Source organism: Spirulina sp. LEGE 11439, assembly GCF_059821285.1.
This window is the reverse complement of sequence record NZ_JCAMRX010000019.1, coordinates 50,800-74,493: the sequence shown is the minus strand read 5'-3', so window position 1 is coordinate 74,493 and position 23,694 is coordinate 50,800. Positions and strand designations below refer to the sequence as shown.

At 41.9% G+C, this 23,694-nt stretch carries 10 protein-coding genes; 8 read left to right on the top strand and 2 right to left on the bottom strand.

Translation table 11 applies throughout. The annotated features are described in order from the left end of the window. Positions 1-22: 22 nt before the first annotated feature. Together AC6RV6_RS14530 and AC6RV6_RS14525 are read right to left on the bottom strand one after the other, a co-directional pair. Positions 23-4,795: a CHAT domain-containing protein gene (locus tag AC6RV6_RS14530; RefSeq protein ID WP_500241581.1), complete on the bottom strand. Its 4,773-nt coding sequence runs from the start codon at positions 4,793-4,795 to the stop codon at positions 23-25. Between the two features lie 202 nt (positions 4,796-4,997). Next, positions 4,998-5,567, bottom strand: a complete 570-nt coding sequence (locus tag AC6RV6_RS14525; protein WP_500241580.1) for a Uma2 family endonuclease — start codon at positions 5,565-5,567, stop codon at positions 4,998-5,000. A gap of 141 nt (positions 5,568-5,708) precedes the next feature. Between AC6RV6_RS14525 and AC6RV6_RS14520 the strand changes: the two genes are divergently transcribed. From AC6RV6_RS14520 to AC6RV6_RS14485, 8 genes are all read left to right on the top strand, one after another. Beyond that, positions 5,709-8,006: an NACHT domain-containing protein gene (locus AC6RV6_RS14520; protein WP_500241579.1), complete on the top strand. Its 2,298-nt coding sequence runs from the start codon at positions 5,709-5,711 to the stop codon at positions 8,004-8,006. 224 nt (positions 8,007-8,230) lie between these two features. Next, a complete protein-coding gene (locus AC6RV6_RS14515; RefSeq protein WP_500241578.1) occupies positions 8,231-8,476 on the top strand; it encodes a hypothetical protein in 246 nt (81 codons plus the stop codon). A 620-nt stretch (positions 8,477-9,096) separates the two neighbouring features. Beyond that, positions 9,097-10,029, top strand: a complete 933-nt coding sequence (locus AC6RV6_RS14510; RefSeq protein WP_500241577.1) for a GAF domain-containing protein — start codon at positions 9,097-9,099, stop codon at positions 10,027-10,029. Between the two features lie 162 nt (positions 10,030-10,191). Further along, positions 10,192-15,480 carry an AAA family ATPase gene (locus tag AC6RV6_RS14505; protein WP_500241576.1) on the top strand — a complete coding sequence of 1,763 codons (5,289 nt, stop codon included), beginning with the start codon at positions 10,192-10,194 and terminating at the stop codon, positions 15,478-15,480. 47 nt (positions 15,481-15,527) lie between these two features. Then, positions 15,528-21,329, top strand: a complete 5,802-nt coding sequence (locus AC6RV6_RS14500) for an AAA family ATPase (RefSeq protein WP_500241575.1) — start codon at positions 15,528-15,530, stop codon at positions 21,327-21,329. Positions 21,330-21,368: 39 nt separating this feature from the next. Further along, positions 21,369-21,704, top strand: a complete 336-nt coding sequence (locus tag AC6RV6_RS14495; RefSeq protein ID WP_500241574.1) for an NADH-quinone oxidoreductase subunit K — start codon at positions 21,369-21,371, stop codon at positions 21,702-21,704. A gap of 3 nt (positions 21,705-21,707) precedes the next feature. Then, a complete protein-coding gene (locus tag AC6RV6_RS14490) occupies positions 21,708-23,156 on the top strand; it encodes a cation:proton antiporter (protein WP_500241573.1) in 1,449 nt (482 codons plus the stop codon). Next, positions 23,141-23,539: a Na+/H+ antiporter subunit E gene (locus AC6RV6_RS14485; RefSeq protein WP_500241571.1), complete on the top strand. Its 399-nt coding sequence runs from the start codon at positions 23,141-23,143 to the stop codon at positions 23,537-23,539. Before AC6RV6_RS14490 ends, AC6RV6_RS14485 begins: the two co-directional genes overlap by 16 nt. The last annotated feature ends 155 nt before the right edge of the window (positions 23,540-23,694 follow it).

The following is a 23,694-nucleotide window of genomic DNA, read 5'->3' as shown; positions in this document are numbered from 1 at the left end:
TAACTGATAACTGATAACTGATTTACCAAGGGTTGCCAATGAGAGTAAAACCACTCCAATAATAGGGATGAGTGAAAGTGCGATCGCCCAATATGGTTAGTTCTGGCGGCAAGGGAATGCGATCGCCACCGATGACCAATTCCCCTCCTTCAAATCGCGTTTCACCATTTAAGAGAGAGAGTTGCGCTTGTCGCAGAGCTTCAGCTTTTAAGGAAGATTCTTGCAAGCGATCGTAGAAATTCGCCATTAATCCCAAGGTGCCAATATCACTCACGTACCATAAGCTCCCGATCGCAGATTTAACCCCAGAGGCGACGGTTAAACCTGCAAAGCCCAATTCAGCTTCGGGAGAGTTGAGGGCAGTGCGACAAGCACTTAACACCAACAGTTCGACGATGGGAGAGTCCCAACCCAGTTCCTTCAATTCGTCGAGAGTGAGCTTTTCGTCCCAGAGTTGGATGTAGGACTCGGCAGGGTCTCCGGGGTGAAAGTCGCCGTGAGTGGCGAGATGGATGATACCGTAGGGCGTTTGTTCTCGTGCTTTCATGAGATTGGCGCGGGTAAATTCTTCGTTGAGATAGGTCTGACCTTGCCAAATATTGTCGGTGATGGTGGTGATTTCGGTAGTCACGGCGGGGAGAGGGTCGCGATCGCTAAACTGAGAGACTCCCATCGCTAGAATTTTTTGCTTTGTTAGATTGGGGGGACGCAGATCCGTCAGGGCGAGGCTGGGGGTTAAACTCAAACTGTAGCGATCGATGATGAAGTTTTCCCCGTCGTGGAGGGCGGCGAGGGGAAGGGTGCGGAGTCCGCGATCGAGGATATAAACGAGGTTATGAATATTAGTTTTTTGCAATGCGGGTTCAAGGGGTTCTAACAGCCATTGATAGAGTTGTTGCGCCGGATCGAGATAAGCGGTAGGACGACGGGCATTGGTCACGGTGCGACGGAATTCTCGGGCGATTTTCAGGACTTCGGCGCGGGTGGCGTTGGAGGATTTGCGGATAGGGTTGCCTTCGGGGAGAATGAGGAGGAGTTCGAGGCGATCGCTGTCGTTGGGATGGTGCGATCGCATGAGTCCCGTATCTTCCGGTTCGACTTCAACCCCCGTACTAGTTTCTGGAATGAAAGTTAGAGCAGAAGTTGAAAAAAGACCATAAATACTTGCAACATTGACCCCCGTTGCATCTCGAATTTCTCGTAATTGTTGCTGAATTTCTTCGAGACTTAATCGTTTGACCGGAATAATGCCAAAATAGTTTTCAAAATCATTACTGAAAAAGTCATCAATGGTGAATTCTTGGAGAGGAGTGGCGGAGAGAGAAGTTCGAATCCCAAAAAAATCGCGAGATTGTAAATGGGTAAGATTGTGGGAATCGAAGAACAAGACGGGAGATTGGTTAATAAAAGAATTGACTTGATTATTAATGGGACTAGGATCTTCGCCGATAAAGGTAAAATTGGCAATCTGGACGACAGGAAGCTCAGTCACACTAGGAGCAAGGAAGATACGAAAGAGAAGATCGGCAAAGGTAGGAAAATTACCCGTAGAGAGCAAGCTACTGTTGAGAGTTCCCACATCCCAAAGTTTTGTATTGGAGTCATAAGTTCCGAGGGACGGGATAACATCAAGAACAGAGACTCCCATCGTATTGATAAAGGCTTCAAGAGAAACACTTCCCACGGGATCGGGACCGTTGTTCGTGAGAGTTAAGGTTAAATCATTCAGGATAATAGAAGAGTTAGTTTGGGTTACGCCGAAGTCGGCAGTTACTTCCACGGCACCAATATCGGCCTGACCGCTAGAAATCCCTCGACTGTAGCCTCGTTGGTCTGTTATTGTTGCAGTGGTGATATTTCCAGTGTCGATCGCAGGACTACCGGGCAGAGGAACGTGGGTCTTGATATTACCACCATAGTTACCAAGAGGAGACAATATAGGATCGGCAATAATATTGCTTGACCCTAGGGTCAAGTTAATGACACCCGAAGTCTCGCTGATGAGATTAAAGTTAAAGGTACTGCCTGCAAAGTTACCGAAAAGGTCATTCCTTGTCCCATTGGCGACGTTTTGAGCGATGAGTGTGTTGATAACGTTGAATGTTCCTCCACTACTATAGATGCCGCCGCCGTTTCCTCCTGAACTGTTGTAAGCGATCGTGTTATTGCGGAACGTACCATTAGCCGCAAAAATTCCACCTCCGTTGGCGTTACTCGAGTTACCCGATACAGTACTGTTAGTGAAATTAGCTGTACCGTTGGCCGCAAAAATTCCGCCACCATCTGCGTTACTCGAGTTGCCCGATATAGTACTGTTAGTAAGATTAGCTGTGCCGTTGGCGACATCAATTCCGCCACCAGGGTCATTACTCGAATTATTCGATATAGTACTGTTTGCGAGGTTAGTTTGACCATTCAAGACATCAATTCCGCCACCACCGAAATTACTCGAATTATTTGATACAGTACTGTTGGTCAGATTAACCGTTCCACTAGTCGCATAAATTCCGCCACCATCTGCGTTACTCGAGTTGCCCGATACAATACTGTTTATCAAGTTGGCCGTACCACTTGTAGCATTGATCCCACCCCCGTTGGCATTACTAGAATTATTGGATATGGTACTGTTGGTCAGATTGACCGTTCCGCTAGTGATAAAAATTCCACCGCCACCAAAGCTACTCGAATTTTTCGAGACAGTACTATTGATGAGATTAGATTCACCGCCAGCAGCATAAATCCCACCACCACCCAAGTTGCTCGAGTTGCCGGATACGGTACTGTTTGTGAGATTGGCGATGCCACTTGCAGCATTAATCCCGCCTCCGTTACCATTGCTCGAGTTGCCCGATACAGTACTGTTGGTCAGATTGATCGTGCCGTTACCTGCAAAAACCCCACCTCCATTGGCATTGCTCGAGTTACCTGATACAGTACTGTTAGTAAGATTGACCGTGCTGTTTGCGGCATAAACTCCTCCACCATTTCCCACCACCTGTCCATTACGAACGACCAAATTATCAAATGTCGTCGTTATTCCCCCCGCTACGTTGAAAATACGAGAATTTCCTGCTCCTGTATTGCGCTGTACCGTTACATTTGTTGTTCCTCCCGTTATCGTCAAGTTGTCACTAATTCCTAGCTCCCCCGATGTCAAATCCACCAATGTCACTCCACTAAAGCGAATCTCGTCTGCTCCTGTCGATATATTGGTATTGCCAATTACTTGTCTTAACGTTCCCATTCCCGAATCACCGCTATCAGTCACGGTAAATACCGCTAATTTTCCCCCATAATTTTCCCTCACTTCCGATGCAAACCCCAGAGATGCCTCAATATTCCCCGTACTTGCCTCTAAAACCCAATCGCCTCCCAAAGTGGTACTCCCCGTTAAATTCGTCGAAGCTGCAACATTTGCTCCTGTTTCTGTCGCAATTCCTTCGATAAACAAACGTCCCATCTCGCCCAAAGCCGTCAAACAACTGTAAAGTAAGATATCTGCATTTCCATGCAAAGATTCGCCCCACGATCGCAACCGATCGCGATACTCCTCCAAATTTTCCACTGAAACAAAATCGCTTCCCAACCAAAAATTCCCTTGATTTCCCTCCGCAACGATATGCACTTCATCTACCTTTTGTCCCATCTCCACCACCACAGCAAGGCGATCTGCCACCATTGAAACCCCACTCTCATCCGGCGTAACCATCACCGAAACCGTACCCGATCGCCCGCCATAGAGTAAATCTTGATAATCTTCCACCGTCGCATCGATAAACGTATAAGCCAAAGGTACAGAAGTATCTTGAGGAAATAATGTCACTGTCGGCGCACTATAAGTTCCATTGCCCGTACTCACCCAAGGCACGAGAGATGGTGCAATTCGTACCCGATTTGCCGCCGCTAAGTGTACTGTTTCTCCCGTCACATTCCCTGCAATCGAAACATTTCCTACATTTAACGGCAAACCCGTATTTTGTAGTTCGTTTGAATTTATTTGCGCGATTTCTTTTGTCTTTGGAGCTGCCAACAATTGCGGTAAATCCTGCGCTGCAATCCCAGTCACCAAAGCATCCAGAGGAATTTCCAAACTGAGGATCGTTCCTTCTTGAGAAATGCGTATCAAATTTGTCCCCGGAATTGCCGCAAGGGTAATATTTCCTCCCGGTGCTTCAATGGTTCCTAAATTGAGAACGCTACCTCCCAATAAATTGAGATTTGCCTCACTTTTCACCCGCAAGTCTCCTGCATTGAGAATTGCTCCGGTTTGTGTCAAATCGAAAGCAAAGCGAGTCGGATCGCCGATTAAACTTTGGTAGTCATTCTCTCCGACACTATTAAACCACCCATCACTAAACCCAATTCGCGTCGCCGTCGTGGCCGTAAAATCTCCCAAAACATTGAGACTTGCCCCTGTCCCAAAAACAATTCCCGCCGGATTCATTAAAAATAGGTTGGAATTCCCGCCCATCACTTGAATTAGTCCATTAATAAGAGAAGGCTCGCCCCCTATTACTCGCCCTAAAATATTGCGAATGTCGGGAGAAGCAAGAAAATTGGCAATTTGTCCCGCATCGATGCCAAACTGCTCAAAACTGTGAAATAGGTTGCTCCCATCTCTCGACAACTCACCTCCGTTGATGTCAAAGCGACTTCCTTCAATATTAACAGAGGTCGCACTCCCATCCTCTGGTACGATCGCTTGTGCCAAAACCGAATTAGCCGCACTTAAAGTTGCGATCGCAGCTAAGATCGGTAAAATCCACGATTGCTCTCTACCTTTGACTCGATTCATGGCAATCACTCCTCAGAAAAACTACGGAGAGTTTTTCTACCATCAATGTAATTGCTGGGTCATTCGCTGTCAAGATTGATGTAAAGATTTACAAGGAAAAAATTTATTGGCATTCTTTAGATTTAATGTTGTGAATTTAATCTTGCGATCGCTCTCTCACTTTTCAGGTTTTCAACAAGATGAGAGATAAAAGGCGATCGCCTTAAAATTGCGGCAAGTTTAACTCAAATCCCGGTAAGACTGCTTCTCCTGATAAGTTTGCTGGTAAATTGACAATTTCTATATCAGTATTTTGGCGATAAATTTCGACTTGTTGGTGTTGCGGGTTCACCAACCAACCCAGCCGCAAACCGCTTTCGAGATATTCCTGCATTTTCTCTTGAATAGGTTCAAGCGGATCGGTTTTAGAGCGCAATTCTATGACAAAATCGGGACAAATTGGGGGGAATTTATCTTGTTCTTCTGAGGTGAGGTTTTCCCAGCGCTGTAACTCAATCCATGCTGCATCGGGAGAACGATTGCCACCATTGGGTAAGCGAAAAACAGTTGATGAACTAAATACTTCGCCTCGTCCTGTTTGACGGTTCCAAATGCCGAGATCGATAATGAAACTCGCTTCTCGTTTTCCACTTTTTCCGCCAACCGGGGACATAATGATTAATTCTCCTTTTGCTGTTTTTTCGAGTTTCCATGTTTCATTAGCGCGACACAATTGAAAAAACTGGTCGTCACTCAGATTCACTGTTTTGATATCTAGGAGAACTGTTGGCATTATTCACCTCGATCGCCTGAGAATAATTGTTACTCTGGTTATTTTAGCTCAAATGCCAGTGTTAGCGCGATCGCACTGCTCGAATTCCGGAATCTGAGCTAGGATATGTGAAGGCGTAAAAATAAATGAGTTGGTGCTGCTATGGTGATTGGTTTTTTGACAGGGAGTGCGATCGCAGCGATCGCGAAAGAAAATCTCATACCGATTGTTATCGAAATATTACAGGAAGATAACAGAGATATAATCGGGAATCTCGTTGATTTTTTCGGTACAAGTTTGAATGAACAAACGAGACAGCTTATTTCTCGTGCATCGAACCAATATGGTAAAAATTATGCGGAACGTCACGGAATTCTCAAGGTGTTGGGAATGCGAGAACCCGTACCTTTAGACTCAGTTTATACGAATGTGCGTTTACTAGATGAATATAGAATCCGTCGATTTATGTCGATTGATACTCTCGAACAATCATTTCGAGAAAGTAAAGATCGGCGATTTGGATCGGAAGAATGTGAAAAGCGAGGAGGGGTTGAGGTTGCTAACCAAGAACAGTATTTAATGGTTTTGGGTGCGCCCGGGGCAGGAAAATCGACGTTTCTCCGCAAAATAGGTTTAGAAATGCTGAAAGGACAAGAAGGAGGACTAGAAAAACATCATTGTATCCCTGTATTTTTAGAATTAAAGCGTTTTAATCAATCCGATATAGAGATCGAACAATCGATCGCCCATGAGTTTGAAATTTGTGGCTTTCCCAATGCTGAGAAGTTTACAGAAAAAGCCTTGCAAAAAGGTAAATTATTGGTTCTCTTTGATGGCTTGGATGAAGTGCCGGGAAATATTTTTAATGAAGTGATCGAGAAGATTCAAGATTTTGTCGATTGCTACGATAACAATCGCTTTATTGCCAGTTGTCGCACAGCAGCTTATCGTTCTAATTTCCGGCGTTTCAAGGATTTAGAAATGGCGGATTTTGATGACGAACAAATTGAAAAATTTATCAATAATTGGTTCAATTCGGAACAAGATCGGCAAGACAAGACGGCTGAACATTGTTGGGAATTATTACAAAGTGAGAAGCATGAGGGCGCAAAGGAACTTGCACAAACGCCGTTGTTATTAACTTTTCTCTGTTTGATTTACGATAAGTCGCAGAATTTTCCCGAAAATCGCAGTATCTTGTATCGCAAAGCTCTACGAATTTTGTTGGAGGAATGGGCATCAGAGAAACGCATTAATCGCGATAAAATTTATGAGGGGTTAAGCATTGAATTAGAAGAAATGTTATTGGCAGATATTGCTTATCAAAATTTTGTACAAGACCGATTATTTTTTGAGCAGCGTTTTCTCACAGATAATATTAAAGCCTTTTTAAAGGGAAATTTGCAGGCTCCCGAATATTTAGATGGAGAGGCAGTTTTAGAAGCGATCGCTGTACAGCAAGGTATTTTTGTCGAACGAGCAGAGGAAATTTATTCTTTCTCTCATCTAACATTACAAGAATATCTCACAGCACAATATATTACTGACGACAATCGGATTGATGAGTTAGTTGAAAACTATCTCTTGGATTCCACTTGGAAGGAAGTGTTTTTACTGGTTGCTGGGTTAATGAGAGGTAGTCAAGGAGCAGATCGACTCCTGATGAAAATTCAGGAGGAAATTGAGAAATTATTAGACAAACCGATAAATATGGTGCGATTAATTCCTATTCTACAATGGGCAGAACAAGAAACGAAAGATTCTGGCGGTACGCTTCCTCTCGTTACCAAAAGGGCGATCGCTAACGCCAATGCTAATGCCAACGCTAATGCCAACGCCAACACCAACGCTTACACCAATGCCAACACTTACACCAATACCAATGCCTATGCCAACGCCAACGCCTATGCTAATGCCTATGCCAACGCCAACACCTATGCTAATGCCTATGCCAACGCCTACGCCTATATCTACACCAACGCCTACGCTAACGCTAACGCCTATGCCTACTCTAATGCCAACGCTTTAGCTCTCAGATGTTTGATTAAAGCTGTCGAGGAGATGCAAAAGTTGCAGCCTGTTTTTACCCATTTAGATATTTCCACATTTCTCGGTCAATTAAAAGCCTTAAAGGAGAAAATTCCGAGGGAAGAGGAAAGAAAAGAAGTGCATCGCGCTTTTGCCCAAAAACTAATCAATACAGTTTTAGCTGCATTTAACCTCAAGTTTGAGTTAATTAATTGGACTCGAAAAGAAGTACAAGAAATTAATAATTATCACTACGCCACGCGGATTTTACTGGAATGTAAAGAAGCTGCCGCTAAAGTAACTCCCGATACTTGGGCGCAGATTGAAGAGCGAATGTTTCGCGTTCCCGATACGCTAAAATCTCCCCCTAAATCTCCCTTGATTCATTTTATTTCTCGCTTGCGATCGCACTTCCCACCCACTCAGAAATAAACAGAATTTATGCCTTTATCTTTGCATCCAATGACCCCGATATCGATCCTGACGATATATCAATTGAGGAGATTGCAGCCAGTTAAAAAAAAGCATTGTTAGCTGTTTATTACCTTACTCTCTCAACTAATAAATTGGAATTTGACAAAAATTACCCGATTGGTAAATAATTTAAAGATTGATTCAATTCAAGTGACATTGCATCCAAGGAGAAAGCAGCAATTATGACAACCATGACGGTTAATATTGTTACAATTGTAGCAGAAGTGAGCTTTGTTATTATCTTTTGCTTTCTCCTTGATTGGAGTTTTAGCAAAGTCTATCGACAACTTTTTAAACTCCCGATCTTGAAAAAATGGAGAAAGAGTGCCGCGATCGCGCGTCGCAATATTCGCGGTTTTCTCTTTATTATCGGTTTTCTTCTCTCGTTGGCAATTATTGGTTGCAATAGACCTCTCCGGGAAACCTGATTTTTGCACGGCATAATCAGGGTTTCAGCCTCGTTTTTCCGAATTATCGGAGATGTCTAATGGCTATCTGATCTATCAGGGTGAAAATGTTTGCGACTATAGCTTAAATCTTATCCAGAAAATTCCGATCGCATTTTGGATTGCTCTGGGTATCGGCATGATTAAAAGTATTGGGGCAATTATTGGCACAAGTATTGCCTTGAAGTTTATTAACCCTTGGCTAGATAAATTAGCAAAATATGTGAAAGATTTTGATGGAATCACGGCCAACAATGAGAGTATTATTATTTTTTTCAATAACTTATGGCAATACCTCCGCTTCTGCCTTCTTGCTGCCAAATTTTATCTCGACTGGGGACAAGAAAAATTTGCTCGACTTTATATGATAGAAGCCCATTATTGCTACCAACGTTGGGGAGCAACAGCAAAAGTCAAGCATCTCGAAGAAAATTATCCTCGCTTGCTTTCCAGTACAGCCTCTCAAACAACTCATTCAACGCTACATCAAATGACCGCGACAACGAGAACCAGTAGCAACCCAAAAGGAAAGCGAAAATCTCGATATTATCTCGGTATTCAAAGCTACCCAAGCCATTTCCAGCGAAATCGTCCTCGATCGCTTGCTCTCGGCTTTAATGGAAATTCTCGTCGAAAATGCTGGAGCACAAAAGGGTGTTTTACTATTAGCAAGCGAAGAACGTTTAACTGTCGCTGCCAGCAAAGAGATAGACTGGGAAAAACCAAGCATTTTGCCCTCAACGCCTCTCGAAGATTTTCCGGCAATTCCCATCAGTATCATTCGCTACGTTGCCCGCACTCGAGAAACTGTATTTTTGGACGACGCAACCCGCGAAAATATGTTTGCCAACGATCCCTACATTCAACAACATCAATGCCATTCTCTGGCTTGCGTTCCTTTCATTAACCAAGGTCAACTCCAAGGTATTGCATATTTAGAGAATAACCTCACCGTCGGCGCTTTTACTAAAAAACAAGTCGAGAGCGTACAAATCTTAGCCGGACAAGCCGCGATCGCTATATTAGAAGAATTGCAGATTTACAATGCCGATCGCCAAGCCAACAATCTCATTCCCATTCGCATCGGTATCGGCTTGCATACCGGCAAATTGATGTTAGGAACTGTTGGTGGAATGGGACGCATGGATGGCACGGCGATCGGCGATTCAGTCAACCTTTCTTCGCGCATAGAAGGCTTGACCAAAACCTATGGAGTTCCTTTATTAATTAGCGATCGCGTTTGGGAAAACTTGCACGACCCCTTAGCATACGATATCCGATTTATCGATCGCGTTAAAACCAAAGGCAAAGCAAAAGCGGTGAGTTTATTTGAAATCTTTTCTGCCGATCCTCCAGAACTTCGCGGTGTCAAACAAGAAACCAAAGATAAATTTGAACGAGGTGTGATGCTTTTTCACCAGCAAGTTTTTCCTCAAGCCGCCCGGTTATTTAAAGAATGTCTCGATCGCTGTGCTAGCGATCGTGCTGCTCGCTACTATTTAGAGCGGTGTCAGCAATATATCGCCAATTCGTGAGTTAGAATGAACGTATCTGAATTTTGGAAGTACAATTAATGATAAAAAACTGACGGAAATTGTTGAGACTCTCGGTAAGCATTTAGGTGCTGAGTACATTTATGATGAAGAACTACAATAGAATATCTGTCTAAGCTATATACTCTTTCAACCTAACATTTCATGATTTCTCTTGCCAGATACGAGGACTTTGAGCAAATCTACGATAGCAATAACTCGCAGGTCTATCGTGCTCGACGAGTTGAGGACAGACAACCCGTTATTCTTAAATTTCTCAATCGCGATTATCCTACTTCCGAGCAAATTCGCCGCTACAAACAGGAATATCAACTGACCTGCCAGTTAAATGCTCTGGGTATTATTAAAGCCTATGGCTTGGAAGAATGGCAAAGAAGCTATGTCATGATTCTTGAAGACTTTGGGGGAATTTCTCTCAAACAATGGTTAAAACAGCGTGAGAAATTCTCTCTGCAAGAATTTTTAGAGATCGCGATCGCCATCACCGAGAGTTTAGGGCAAATTCATGCAGAGAATATTATTCACAAAGATATTAATCCTGCCAATATTGTTTTTAATCCCCAAACCAAAGAACTAAAAATAATTGATTTTGGCATTGCCACTCAACTGAATCGAGAAAATCCCACACTGAAAAACCCTCATGTATTAGAAGGGACTCTCGCGTATATTTCCCCAGAACAAACTGGGCGGATGAATCGTAATTTAGACTATCGTACAGATTTTTATTCCTTGGGCATTACCTTCTACGAACTGTTAACTGCAACCCTCCCTTTTGCTACCGAAGATGTACTGGAATTAATTCATTGTCATATTGCTAAAATGCCAGAGACAATAGATAGCAGTCACTTGTTACATACTCCTCAAGCTATTGTAGATATTATTATAAAGTTAATGGCAAAAAATGCCGAAGACCGCTATCAAAGTGCTTCTGGATTAAAAGCTGATTTAGAAAATTGTTTGAGACAATTAAAAGAAACAAGAGAAATTACTTCTTTTTCTCTGGGTCAGCAAGATATTAGCGATCGCTTGCAAATTCCTCAAAAACTCTACGGACGAGAAAAAGAAATCGAAATATTACTCGCAGCATTCGATCGCGTTGTCGAAACAGGGAAAATTGAACTACTCTTAGTTGCCGGTCATTCCGGTATTGGTAAATCAGCATTAGTGCAAGAACTTTACAAGCCAATTACTGCCCGTCGAGGTTATTTTATTTCAGGAAAATTCGACCAATTTCAACGCAATATTCCCTATTCAGCGATCGTATCTGCATTTCGAGGATTAATTCGGCAATTATTAGGAGAAAGCGAGACACAATTGCAAACTTGGCGAACAAAATTATTAAACGTATTGGGAAATAATGGACAAATTATCATTGACGTTATTCCCGAAGTAGAATTAATTATCGGCAAACAACCTTCTATACCAATATTAGGGGCAAATGAAGCTCAAAATCGTTTCAATCTCGTTATCGGAAATTTTATTGGTGCTTTCTGTGATTTAGAGCATCCGTGCACGCTATTTCTCGATGATTTACAATGGGCAGATTTAGGAACATTAAAATTAATAGAACGACTATTAATTGAGGATCGAGCGAAATATCTATTACTACTGGGAGCATATCGAGATAATGAAGTCTCTGTTAAGCATCCTTTAGCAATTTTTCTAGACAAACTACAGCAAGATCGAAATAATGAAAACACGAGTATAAAAATATCGCTAAATCCTTTACCAGAAGAAAAAATTATCTGTTTGCTCGGAGATACGCTTGATAAAAATCCAGATATTGTTAGAGATCTCGCGCGTCTAATTCTTCAAAAAACTGAAGGAAATCCTTTCTTTATTAATGAATTTTTACAAGCATTATACCGTGAAGAATTACTACAGTTTAATCGTAAATTAAAAACTTGGCAATGGAATATAGTCGCAATCAAAGCGAGAGGATTTACAGATAATGTAGTGGAATTGATGGTCGAAAAACTTCAAAAATTACCAACCTCTAGTCAAGAAATTTTATCTTTTGCCGCTTGTTGGGGAGTAGAGTTTGATTTGAATCTGATAACATGGGTGGGAAAAAAATCCCCACAAGAAACCTGTGAGTTGTTGAAAATTGCCATTAATCTTGGTTTGATTATGCCACTATCAGAACCAGATGAAAATCTTCTCATTCAATCTTATAAATTTGGACACGATCGCATTCAACAAGCAGCCTACTCCCTAATTCCCGAACACTTCAAAGCAAGCATTCATGTTGGAATTGGCGAAATTATATTAGCAAATACGACAGATGAAGAACAAGAAGAAAAGATTTTTGATATCGTGAGCCAGATAAATTATAGTATTAATTCTTCTCTGATATCTCAACAAAAGAAAGCAGAATTAATCAATTTGAATATAAAAGCAGGTAAAAAAGCTCAAGCATCAACTGCCTATGATGTTGCTAGCTACCACTTCAATATTAGCATTAATTTGCTCTCAGAAAACTGCTGGGACAATCAATATAAACTCGCCTTATTTTTATACAATAAAGCAGCAGAAGTTGCTTGTATGAATGGAGATTTTTCTAGCATGGAATCTTATTGTCAAAAAATATTACAGCATGCCCATTCAACTTTAGATAAAATCAATATTTATGAAGTTATCATACAATCATCAATTGCTCAAAATCAAGCTTTGCACGCGGTGACTACGGCTCTCAAAGTTCTTGAAGAATTAGGAGAAAAAATCAGCTTGCATCCACAGCCATCAGAAGCCGAGAGAATAATCAATCAAGCAAAGCAAGCTGTAGAAGGGAAGAATATTAAACGCTTAATAGATCTGCCTCTTAATCAAGATATCCAAAAATTAGCAATTGTTAAAATCCTGACAAATCTTCATTCCGCAACTTTTTTTGTTGCCCCTCAACTCAGTGCTATTGAGATTTGTATTCGTACATTTCTGTGTATAAAATATGGAAATTCTCAAGAATCTGCTCATACTTATGCGGATTATGGACTACTTTTATGTGGTGCTTTTGATAATATCGAAACAGGATATACATTTGGACAATTAGCAATAGCGATAACAGAAAAATTTCCATTTTCAGGAATTCAAACTCGAGGAAAAATAGTCACCTACTATGCAGTTAGCCACTGGAAAGAAAGTCTAAGAAATCTTTTGTTACCATTGAAAATAGCTTCTCAAGAAGCAATTGAGTCCGGAGACTTAGAATATGCGGGTTATGGTTTTCTCTTCTGTTGTGCTGCCTCTTTTCTTGCTGGATTAGAATTAACTGAACTGTTAAAAGAGATTGGTTATTACAATCAGGTAATTGACCAAATTCATCAGCAAGTATCAGGTTGTTGGAGTCGAATTTACTATCAGACCGTATTGAATTTACTAGAAGATAGTGAACAACCTTGGATTTTATCAGGAGATAGCTACAATGAATATCAAGAAATACCAAAACACTATGATATTGGTGAATTTTTTGGACTTTTTATTGCACAAACTAATAAATTAATTCTTGCTTATCTTTTTGAGAATTATGAGAAGGCTGGTGAGTATGCTGATATTGCCAAGAAATATGTAGCAAATGTTACAGCCCATCTCGTACAACCTTGTTTCTTTCTCTACGATTCTTTGCTCCAACTCGAATTCTATACCAATGCTCGAGTTGAAAAGAGGCAATTGTTGCTCGAACGAGTTAATAATAATCAGGAAAGGCTGAAACTATGGGGACATCACTGCGTTGCCAATTATTTGCATAAATATTACTTAGTTGAGGCAAAAAAATGTCAGGTTTTACAACAATATCTCGAAGCGATGGAATTCTACGATCGCGCGATCGCGGCAGCAAAGAAAAACAAATATCTTCAGGAAGAAGCCTTAGCCAACGAACTCGCTGCTAGATTTTACCTTGACTGGGGCAAAGAAAGAATTGCATTTGTTTATCTCCAAGAAGCCTATTATTGTTATACTCGTTGGGGTGCGAAAACAAAAATCCATCAACTTGAAGTTAAATATCCCCAATTTCTGAGCAATCTTTCTCAAAAAATTGACCTTAACTTAACTTCTAATAATTCTCCTACGATTAATGCTATCACTGCAACGGATTTTCAACTCGATCTTACCTCTGCTATCAAAGCATCTCAAGCTCTTTCTGAAGAAATTGAACTTGATGCCTTGCTTGCTAAATTAATGCACATTGTTGTCGAGAATGCGGGAGCGCAAAGAGGGATTTTAATTTTACCGCGTAATGAGGATTTATTAGTGACAGCAACTGCTGAAGCTCAAGAAGTTTCGATTTTAAGTTCGCGGAATGTCAACCAAAAAGAACCCATTCCTGTTGCTAAATTCAAAAAACTATCTGCAAAAATTGTCTATTATGTTGCTCGTATTCATGAAACTGTAGTTTTAAACAATGCTACTCAGGAGGGTGAATTTACGAACGATAGTTATATTCAAAAGTATCAATGTCAATCGATCGCTTGTACGCCTTTAATTCATCGCGGGAAACTCCAAGGTATTATTTATCTGGAAAACAATCTCACAAAAGACACTTTTACTCAAGAACGCATGACACTATTGCGAACCCTTGCAACTCAAGCCGCTATTTCTTTAGAAAATGCTCGATTTTATGATGCTTGTCAGCGTTTTGTTCCTTCTCAATTGCTTGAACTTTTAGAGAAAAAGAGTATTGTTGATGTAAAAATCGGGGATCAAGTAGAACGAGAAATGACAGTTTTATTCTCCGATATTCGCGATTTTACAACTATTTCCGAACAGATGACCCCATCGGAAAATTTTACCTTTATTAATGGCTATTTGGAGCGTATGGAACCTCTGATTCAAAAACATGGAGGTTTTATTGATAAATATATTGGCGATGCGATTATGGCACTTTTTAGCAATACACCCGATGATGCCCTTAAAGCTGCGATCGCCATGTTAGAAGAATTAAAAATCTATAATTCATCACGACAAACCAGAAATTTACAACCTATTCGTATTGGCATTGGCTTACATACAGGAAAATTAATATTAGGAACTGTTGGCGGATCGGGACGCATGGATGGCACTGCGATCGGCGACTCGGTGAACCTTTCTTCTCGCGTAGAAGGATTGACCAAAACCTATGGCATTCCATTATTAATTACCCATCAAACCTTAATCGAGTTAGATGATCCTTTTCAGTATGACTTTCGCTTTATTGACAAAGTAAAAGCGAAAGGAAAAGTCAAAACAGTGAGTTTATTTGAAGTGTTTTCTGCGGATCTGCCAGATTTGCGAGTAGCGAAAAATAATTCTAAGGGAAAATTCGAAAAAGGCGTAATTTTGTTTTACAAAAAAAAATTTACTGAAGCAGTCTGTTTATTTCAAGAATGTCTGGAAGAGTGTGAAGGCGATCGCGCTGCTCGTAATTATTTAGAGCGCTGTCATCAGCATATCGTTTAAAATTTTATGTTAGAACCAAAATAATAATCTTTCTTCTCTCATGTTTAATGGTTTCTCTTGCTGGATACGAGGATTTTCAACAAATCCACAATAGCACTAATTCTCAAGTCTATCGCGCTCGCCGAGTTCAGGATACGGCTATTGCCACGCTTTGCGATCGCCAACCCGTTATCCTGAAATTTCTCAATCGAGATTATCCCACCTCAGAGCAAATTCGTCGCTATAAACAAGAGTATTACCTCACTTCTCAGTTAGATGCCCCCGGTATTATTAAAGCCTATACCCTTGAAGAATGGCAAAGAAGTTATGCGATTGTTCTCGAAGACTTTGGAGGTGTGTCCATCCAGCAATGGCTGCAGGAGGGTAATTCTTTTGACTTACAATCTTTTTTGGAACTCGCGATCGCCATTACTGAGAGCTTAGGATGCGTTCATGCTGATAATATTATTCACAAAGATATTAATCCGACCAATATTGTTTTTAATCCCGAAACCAAAGAATTAAAAATCATTGATTTTGGTATCTCTACACAACTAAGTCGAGAAAATCCCACCCTGAAAAATCCCAATGTTTTGGAAGGAACATTAGCTTACATTTCCCCAGAACAAACCGGAAGAATGAATCGAGGGCTAGATTATCGCACGGATTTTTATTCTTTAGGGGTAACATTTTACGAACTGCTAACAGGAAAACTCCCTTTTATCGCTGAAGATACTTTGGAATTAGTCCATTGCCATCTTGCCAAACAACCGCGATCGCCTCTAGAGATCGAGCCATCAATTCCCGCGATCGTTGCAGATATTGTCATGAAGCTAATGGCCAAAAATGCAGAAGATCGCTATCAAAGTGCATGGGGATTAAAAACAGATTTAGAAATTTGTTGGCAACAGTTTGAGAAAACCGGAATCATTGTTCCTTTTTCTCTGGCTCGAGAAGATATTAGCGATCGCTTACAAATTCCCCAAAAACTTTACGGACGAAACGAAGAAATTGCCGCATTACTCGCAGCCTTCGAGCGAGTGACTGAAACTGGGAAAATTGAACTGACTTTAGTAGTAGGTTATTCTGGGATCGGCAAGTCTTCTCTCGTCCAAGAACTTTATAAACCGATTACAGCACATCGAGGCTATTTTATTTCTGGAAAATTCGACCAATTTCAACGCAATATTCCCTATTCTGCAATTGTAGCCGCTTTTCGAGGACTCATTGAGCAATTATTAGGAGAAAATGAAGTTCAATTGCAACGATGGCGGGAAAAATTATTAAAAGCATTGGGAAATAATGGACAAATCATTATTGATGTTCTTCCCGAAGTCGAACTTATTATCGGCAAACAGCCTCCTGTTCCCATATTAGGAGCAAATGAAGCACAAAATCGTTTTAATCTCGCGATCGGAAATTTCATCCGCGTTTTTTGTAACTCAGAGCATCCCTTAACATTATTTTTAGACGATTTGCAATGGGCAGATTCAGCAACGCTGAAATTGATGGAATGGCTGTTACTTGACAGCCAAGCCAACTCCCTTTTGCTTTTGGGTGCCTATCGCGATAATGAAGTTTTTGTCGGTCATCCCTTGACTCTTTCTCTCGAAAAAATGCGGCAAAATAACGCAGTAGTTAATCAAGTTATATTAAGCCCATTGTCTAGCAATAATATTTATTTTTGGGTCAGTCATACGCTTCGGCAAACATCGGAAACCGTGAGAGATTTAGCATTGTTAATTCAGAAAAAAACTGAAGGAAATCCTTTCTTTATTAACGAATTTTTGCAAGCATTATATGAAGAAAAACTACTGCGATTCCATCCTGTCGAGAAAAATTGGCAATGGGATATAGAAGCGATCGCAGCCAGAAATTTTACCGATAATGTCGTTGAATTAATGGTCGAAAGACTGCAACAATTACCGGAATCCAACCAAGAAATTTTATCTCTTGCCGCTTGTTTGGGTACAGAATTTGACTTAACGATACTCACTTGGATTGCAGAAAAATCTCCGCTAGAGATTTTTGAACGCTTAAAAATTGCTCTCGATCGCCAATTTATTTTCCCTCTCTCAGAACTCGATGAAAACTTGCTTATTCACTCCTATAGATTTGCTCACGATCGCATTCAACAGGCAGCGTATGCTCTGATTCCCGAGGAGAGAAAAGAACTAACCCATTACCAGATCGGGCAAATTCTGCTCCAAAAAACTCTCCCAGAAGCAAGAGATGAAAATATTTTTGAGATCGTCAATCAATTAAATTATGGCATTCCTCTCATTACCGAACAAAAAGAACGCGACGAGCTGGCCAAACTCAATCTCATCGCTTGTCGTAAAGCCAGAGATGCTACTGCCTATCAAACAGGTCGCGATTATATTAAAAATGGCTTATTGTTATTAGGAGAAAATCCTTGGCAAAGACAATATGATACTTGTCTGACTTTTCATGAATTAGCGGCTGAATTAGCTTCCTTCTGTGGCAACTTTGAGATCATGGAACAGTTAATTGAAACCGTTATCGCACGAGTCCGCTCTTTACCCGAGCAAGTCAATGTTTATCGACTGAGGATCGAAGCAAAGACAGCCCAAAATAAACTCACTGAAGCGATTGTCATCGCCCAACAATTCTTACAACAATTAGGCATTGTTTTTCCGCAAACACCAACCGAAAACGATGTTCGACAAGCGATTTCTGAGATTGACCAACTCATTAGAGAACGAGAAATTGAAGATCTTGTTAATCTACCAATGATGACAGATGCGGAAAAAATCGCGATTGTGGAGATTATCGATAGTATTATCATCACTGCTTATATTGCTGCTCCGCCTTTATTTCCTTTAATCGTGAGCTTATCTGTCAAGCTATCTATTCAGTATGGAAATACATCAGCTTCAGCTTTTGCTTATAACAACTATGGTATCGTTGCTTGTAATCTTTTGCAAGATGTAAATACAGGTGTAAAATTTGGTCGTTTGGCGCTCCAAATTGTCTCAAAATTAGATGAAAAAGTGATAAAATCCAAAGTCTTAATCTCATTTGGATTTTTAATTTTACACCGAAAATCTCATACCAAAGAAACGCTACCGTTACAACAAGAAAGCTACGCATCGGCTCTAGAAGTCGGCGATCTTGGCTTTGCCGGCTGGGCTGCCCATAATTTTTGTTTCAATGCTTTCTGGTGCGGTCAGCCCTTAAACACTTTGGAACAAGAGGCTCGCACCTATTACAATGGGCTGGTGCAAATCAATCAATTAACAACTGCAAATTATTGTCGAATTCATTGGCAACCTGTTTTGAATTTGCGAGAGACTTCAACACATCCCAATATTTCAACACATCCTAATATTTTGTCTGGAGAGGCTCTCCAAGAAACAGAATTTTTACCTCAACTTATCTCTGCGAGTGACTTGCTGGGATTGTATCTTTTTCATTTGTACAAACTGATGCTTTGTTACTTGTTTGAGGATATTGAAGCGGCTCAAAACCAAGTTATTGAAGTCAGGCGCTATTTATTTGCTGGCACGGGAACTGTTGGCATTCCTGTATTTTATTTTTATGATTCTTTAACGGCTTTAACGGTTTTGAGTTCGGATTTTACCGATCGCAAACTCCCCACTGAGGCAAGAGCTATATTACTCCAACGAGTGGAGCAAAACCAAACACAATTGCAACAGCAATGGGCAAACTATGCCCCCATGAATTATCAGCATAAAGTCGATCTCGTAGAAGCTGAGAAATGCCGAATTTTAGGACAAAAATCAGAAGCGATCGAGGCATACAATCGAGCAATTTCTGGAGCTAAAGTCAATGAATATATCCAAGAAGAAGCCTTGGCCAACGAACTCGCTGCTAAATTTTATCTGAACTGGGGTCAAGAAAAAATAGCTTGCGTTTACATGAGAGATGCTCATTACTACTACGAGCGCTGGGGGGCAGCGGCCAAAGTCAAACATCTCGAAGAGAACTATCCCCAATTATGTCTGGCTTCTACAGAGCAAACTTTTTCAACGGCAATCTTAAACACGCAGACGACGAGCGAATCTACTGAGAATGCCGTTTTAGATTTGGCGACAGTTATTAAAGCGACAAATGCGATTTCTAGCGAGATTGTTTTAGAGAACTTGTTGGCAACTTTAATGACGATTCTGGTTGAAAATGCGGGGGCCGAGCGGGGAATTTTGATTTTGCCTCGCAGTCAGAATTTAGCGATCGCGGCGATCGAAGAAACCGACTCAGAGAGTGTGGCAATTTTGCCCGTTCTTCCGATTGAGAAGTTCGCCAAACTGTCCTCAAAAATTGTTAATTATGTGGCCCGCACCGGCAATACTGTGGTCTTAAACGATGCAATGAATGAAAGAGACTCTCTCGGGGAGCATTCTCTAGAGTCTCACACTGATGCAGATTCTCACCACTTTATCGATGATGCTTATCTTCAACAGTATCAGTGCAAATCGATCGCCTGCACCCCCTTCATCAATCAAGGCAAACTTCAAGGCATTATTTATCTCGAAAATAACCTCAGTGTGGGTGCTTTTACCCGAGAGCGCATGGAACTCTTGCGAACCCTCGCCACCCAAGCGGCAATCTCCTTAGAAAACGCTCACCTTTACGAAACTTTAGAGCGAAGAGTCGAAGAGCGGACTGCCGAACTCTCTCAAACCGTCGCCGTTCTCAAACAAACCCAAGCGGCCCTCAAACTTGAAAACGACCTCCTCAAAAGCGACGAACAAGCCGAAAATTTCGATTATCAGATCGGGGGGAGTTTGGATGTGGATTCTCCCACCTACGTTGTCCGTTCCGCCGATCGCCACCTTTACCAAGCCATGCGATCGGGGGAATTCTGCTACACCTTCAACGCTAGACAAATGGGCAAATCTAGCCTCATGGTTCGCATCCTCAAGCAACTCAATGAAGAAGGCTATCGCTGTATTGCCATCGATTTGACCCGCATTGGTGGCGAAAATGTCACTCCCAGCCAATGGTATAAAGGCTTTGCCGTCGAACTGTGGCGAGGCTTTGGCTTGCTCCGGAAAGTCAAACTGAAAGCTTGGTGGGCCGATCGCCTCGATATTTCTGCTCCTCAACGACTGATGCAATTTATTGAGGAAGTGTTGCTCGTAGAAGTGAACGATAAAGATAATTGCGAACCGGCCAAAATGGTCATCTTTTTGGATGAAATTGACTGTATTTTAAGCTTAGCTTTCCCTGTAAATGACTTTTTTGCCCTCATTCGTTCCTGCTATAACCAACGTGCGATCGATCCGAATTATCAGCGTATAACGTTTGCCTTCTTTGGCGTGGCCACCCCTTCCACTCTCATTCAGGATATCCAAAAAACCCCTTTTAATATCGGTCGTCCCATTCACCTCGAAGGCTTCAAAATAAATGAAGCGCAACCTCTTCTCTATGGCTTGAAAGTCAATAATCCCCAAACCATTCTTAAAGAAATCATCGCTTGGACGGGAGGACAACCCTTCTTAACCCAAAAGCTTTGTCAATTGATCCGCGATACTCAATCGGCAATTCCTCTCAATGGCGAGGCTCGGTGGATTGAAGCGTTAGTGCGAACCGACATTCTTAAAAACTGGAAAATGAAAGATGACCCCGAACATTTAAAAACTATTCGCGATCGCATTCTCAGAAGCGATCTTCGGGTAGAACTCCTGCATATGTATCAAAAAATTGTGCTGGGTAAAGATGTTCCCGTCACAGATAGCGAAATCGAACAAGAATTGCTCCTGTCGGGGTTGGTCATACAAAAAGACGGAAAACTAAAAGTCAAGAACCGTATTTATCAAGCGATTTTCGATCGCCAGTGGGTCGAGCATCAATTAACAAGGAATACTCTCATTGACCACAAATAGTGTATTCTAGCAAACATTATTAGCCAACAGATAAATTCCGTGTTAGAAGCATTTGTATTCGCCACGATCTTGTGCGGATTTTTCGGGATCTTTCTCAAAAAGAACCTACTGATGAAAATCGTCTCCATGGATGTGATGAGTACGGGAGCGATCGCTTACTATGTCCTCATTGCCTCGCGAGATGGCTTATTCACCCCCATTCTCTCCGAGGGCGGAATCCATGACGCTTATGCCGATCCCGTTCCCCAAGGGGCAATCTTGACAGCGATCGTCATTGGCCTATCGATTCAGGCATTAATGCTGGTCGGAGTTATGAAACTCTCGCGAGATCATCCCACCTTAGACACTCACGAGATCGAGCAGGATAACACATAAGAAATGAACACGATAACGATCGCTTGGGTCGCCCTGCCCTTTTTTGTCGGGTTTCTCATTTACCTCCTCCCCAAACTGGATCGCTACCTCGCTTTCATGGCAGCTTTAGCATCGGTGGGTTATGGTTTCTGGCTCTTTTGCCAAGATGCCCCCCTTCTCCTCACATTACTCGATAATTTTGGGGTGACATTGGAAGCCGATACTGCGAGTGGCTTTTTTATCTTGACTAATGCCCTCGTCACATTGGCTGTGGTCATTTACTGTTGGGATACTGATAAAACCGCCTTTTTTTATACTCAAGCCATTATTCTGCACGGTAGCGTTAATGCGACATTTATCTGTGCGGATTTTATTAGCTTGTATGTCGCCCTTGAAGTGAGTGGGATTGCGGCTTTCCTTGCCATCGCCTATCCTCGTAGCGATCGCTCTTTGTGGGTCGGTTTGCGCTATCTCTTCATCAGTAACGTCGCTCTGCTCTTTTATCTTATCGGTGCAGCACTGGTCTACCAAGCCAATAATTCCTTTGCCTTTGCGGGTTTACGCTCTGCTCCCCCAGAAGCCCTTGCTCTAATTTTTCTCGGACTTTTAGTCAAAGGTGGAGTCTTTGTTTCCGGTTTATGGCTACCCTTAACTCACTCCGAATCAGAAACCCCCGTTTCCGCCATGCTCTCGGGGGTTGCGGTGAAAAGCGGTATATTTCCCCTCATGCGCTGCGCTTTAATAGTACCGGAGATTGACCCCATTGTGCGTTCCTTTGGCGTGGCTACCGCTCTCCTAGGAGTCGCTTATGCCGTTTTTGAGAAGGATACCAAACGCATGCTGGCCTTTCATACGGTTTCTCAACTGGGCTTTATCCTTGCTGCGCCGGAAGTTGGGGGATTTTACGCCCTCACTCACGGCCTCGTTAAAGCAGCACTCTTTTTAATCGCGGGAACTTTACCCAGTCGCAACCTCAAAGAATTGCAACAGCAACCCATCGCCACCCCCCTCTGGATCGTGCTGGCGATCGCCAGTTTCTCGATCTCGGGTTTTCCTTTACTGTCCGGTTTTGGTGCCAAGATATTAACCATGAAAAATCTTCTCCCTTGGCAAGTGATCGGCATGAATTTGGCGGCATTAGGCACGGCCATTTCCTTTGCTAAATTTATCTTTATCCCCCATCAAAAATCCGTAGAAGATCGCAAAAGCAGACCGGGTTTCTGGATAGCCGTTATTATCCTCCTTTTGGGCTTGATTGTGGCCAATGTTGCCTACTATGATGCTTATAACCTGACGAATACCATTAAACCTTTAGCGACGATCTTCCTCGGTTGGCTGGCCTATTTTGCCATCTTTAAAAAATTAAACATCAAATTGCCCCGCGTCGTGGAGCAATTCGATCATTTAATCGGTTCGATGAGCCTCGTTTTGATTTTACTCTTTTGGATGGGGTTTGCATGGTTGGACATTTAATCTTACGCTTAACAATCTGGTTTTTGCTGACAGCGAATTTAAGCTGGCCGAATGTACTCATCGGTCTTAGTATTTCACTGCTCTTGCCTCGCGGTTATACCAACCCGGAAACCCTCAAAGAGTGGCTATCGATACTGGGAAAAATTCTTTGGGCGATTCCTCTGGCTTATATTGAAGCCTTCGATCTCATTCTGCGTCCTCATAATGAAGAGGATATTATTGTGGAACGCGTGGAAAGAACGCGATCGCACCGTCTTGTTTTTTTAGATATTTTGCTCATTACGTTTACCCCAAAAACAATTGTGGTGAAATATGACGAAGAAGGTTGGTATGAAGTTCATCGCGTTATTCGGAGGAAAAAGCCGTCAATAACCCACCGCTAACCCTTTGGGTATAGCGGGGGCTTGGTTCAAGTCCATAGTTGACCAGCCTAAGTTCCTTGGGGAACTCCGTTTTTTAAGCCATCACACCTACGAATGCGTCGCTAGTTTGTAGCTTCTGTGGTTAACAGTTAAACATCCGTAGTTGGGTTAAGGAA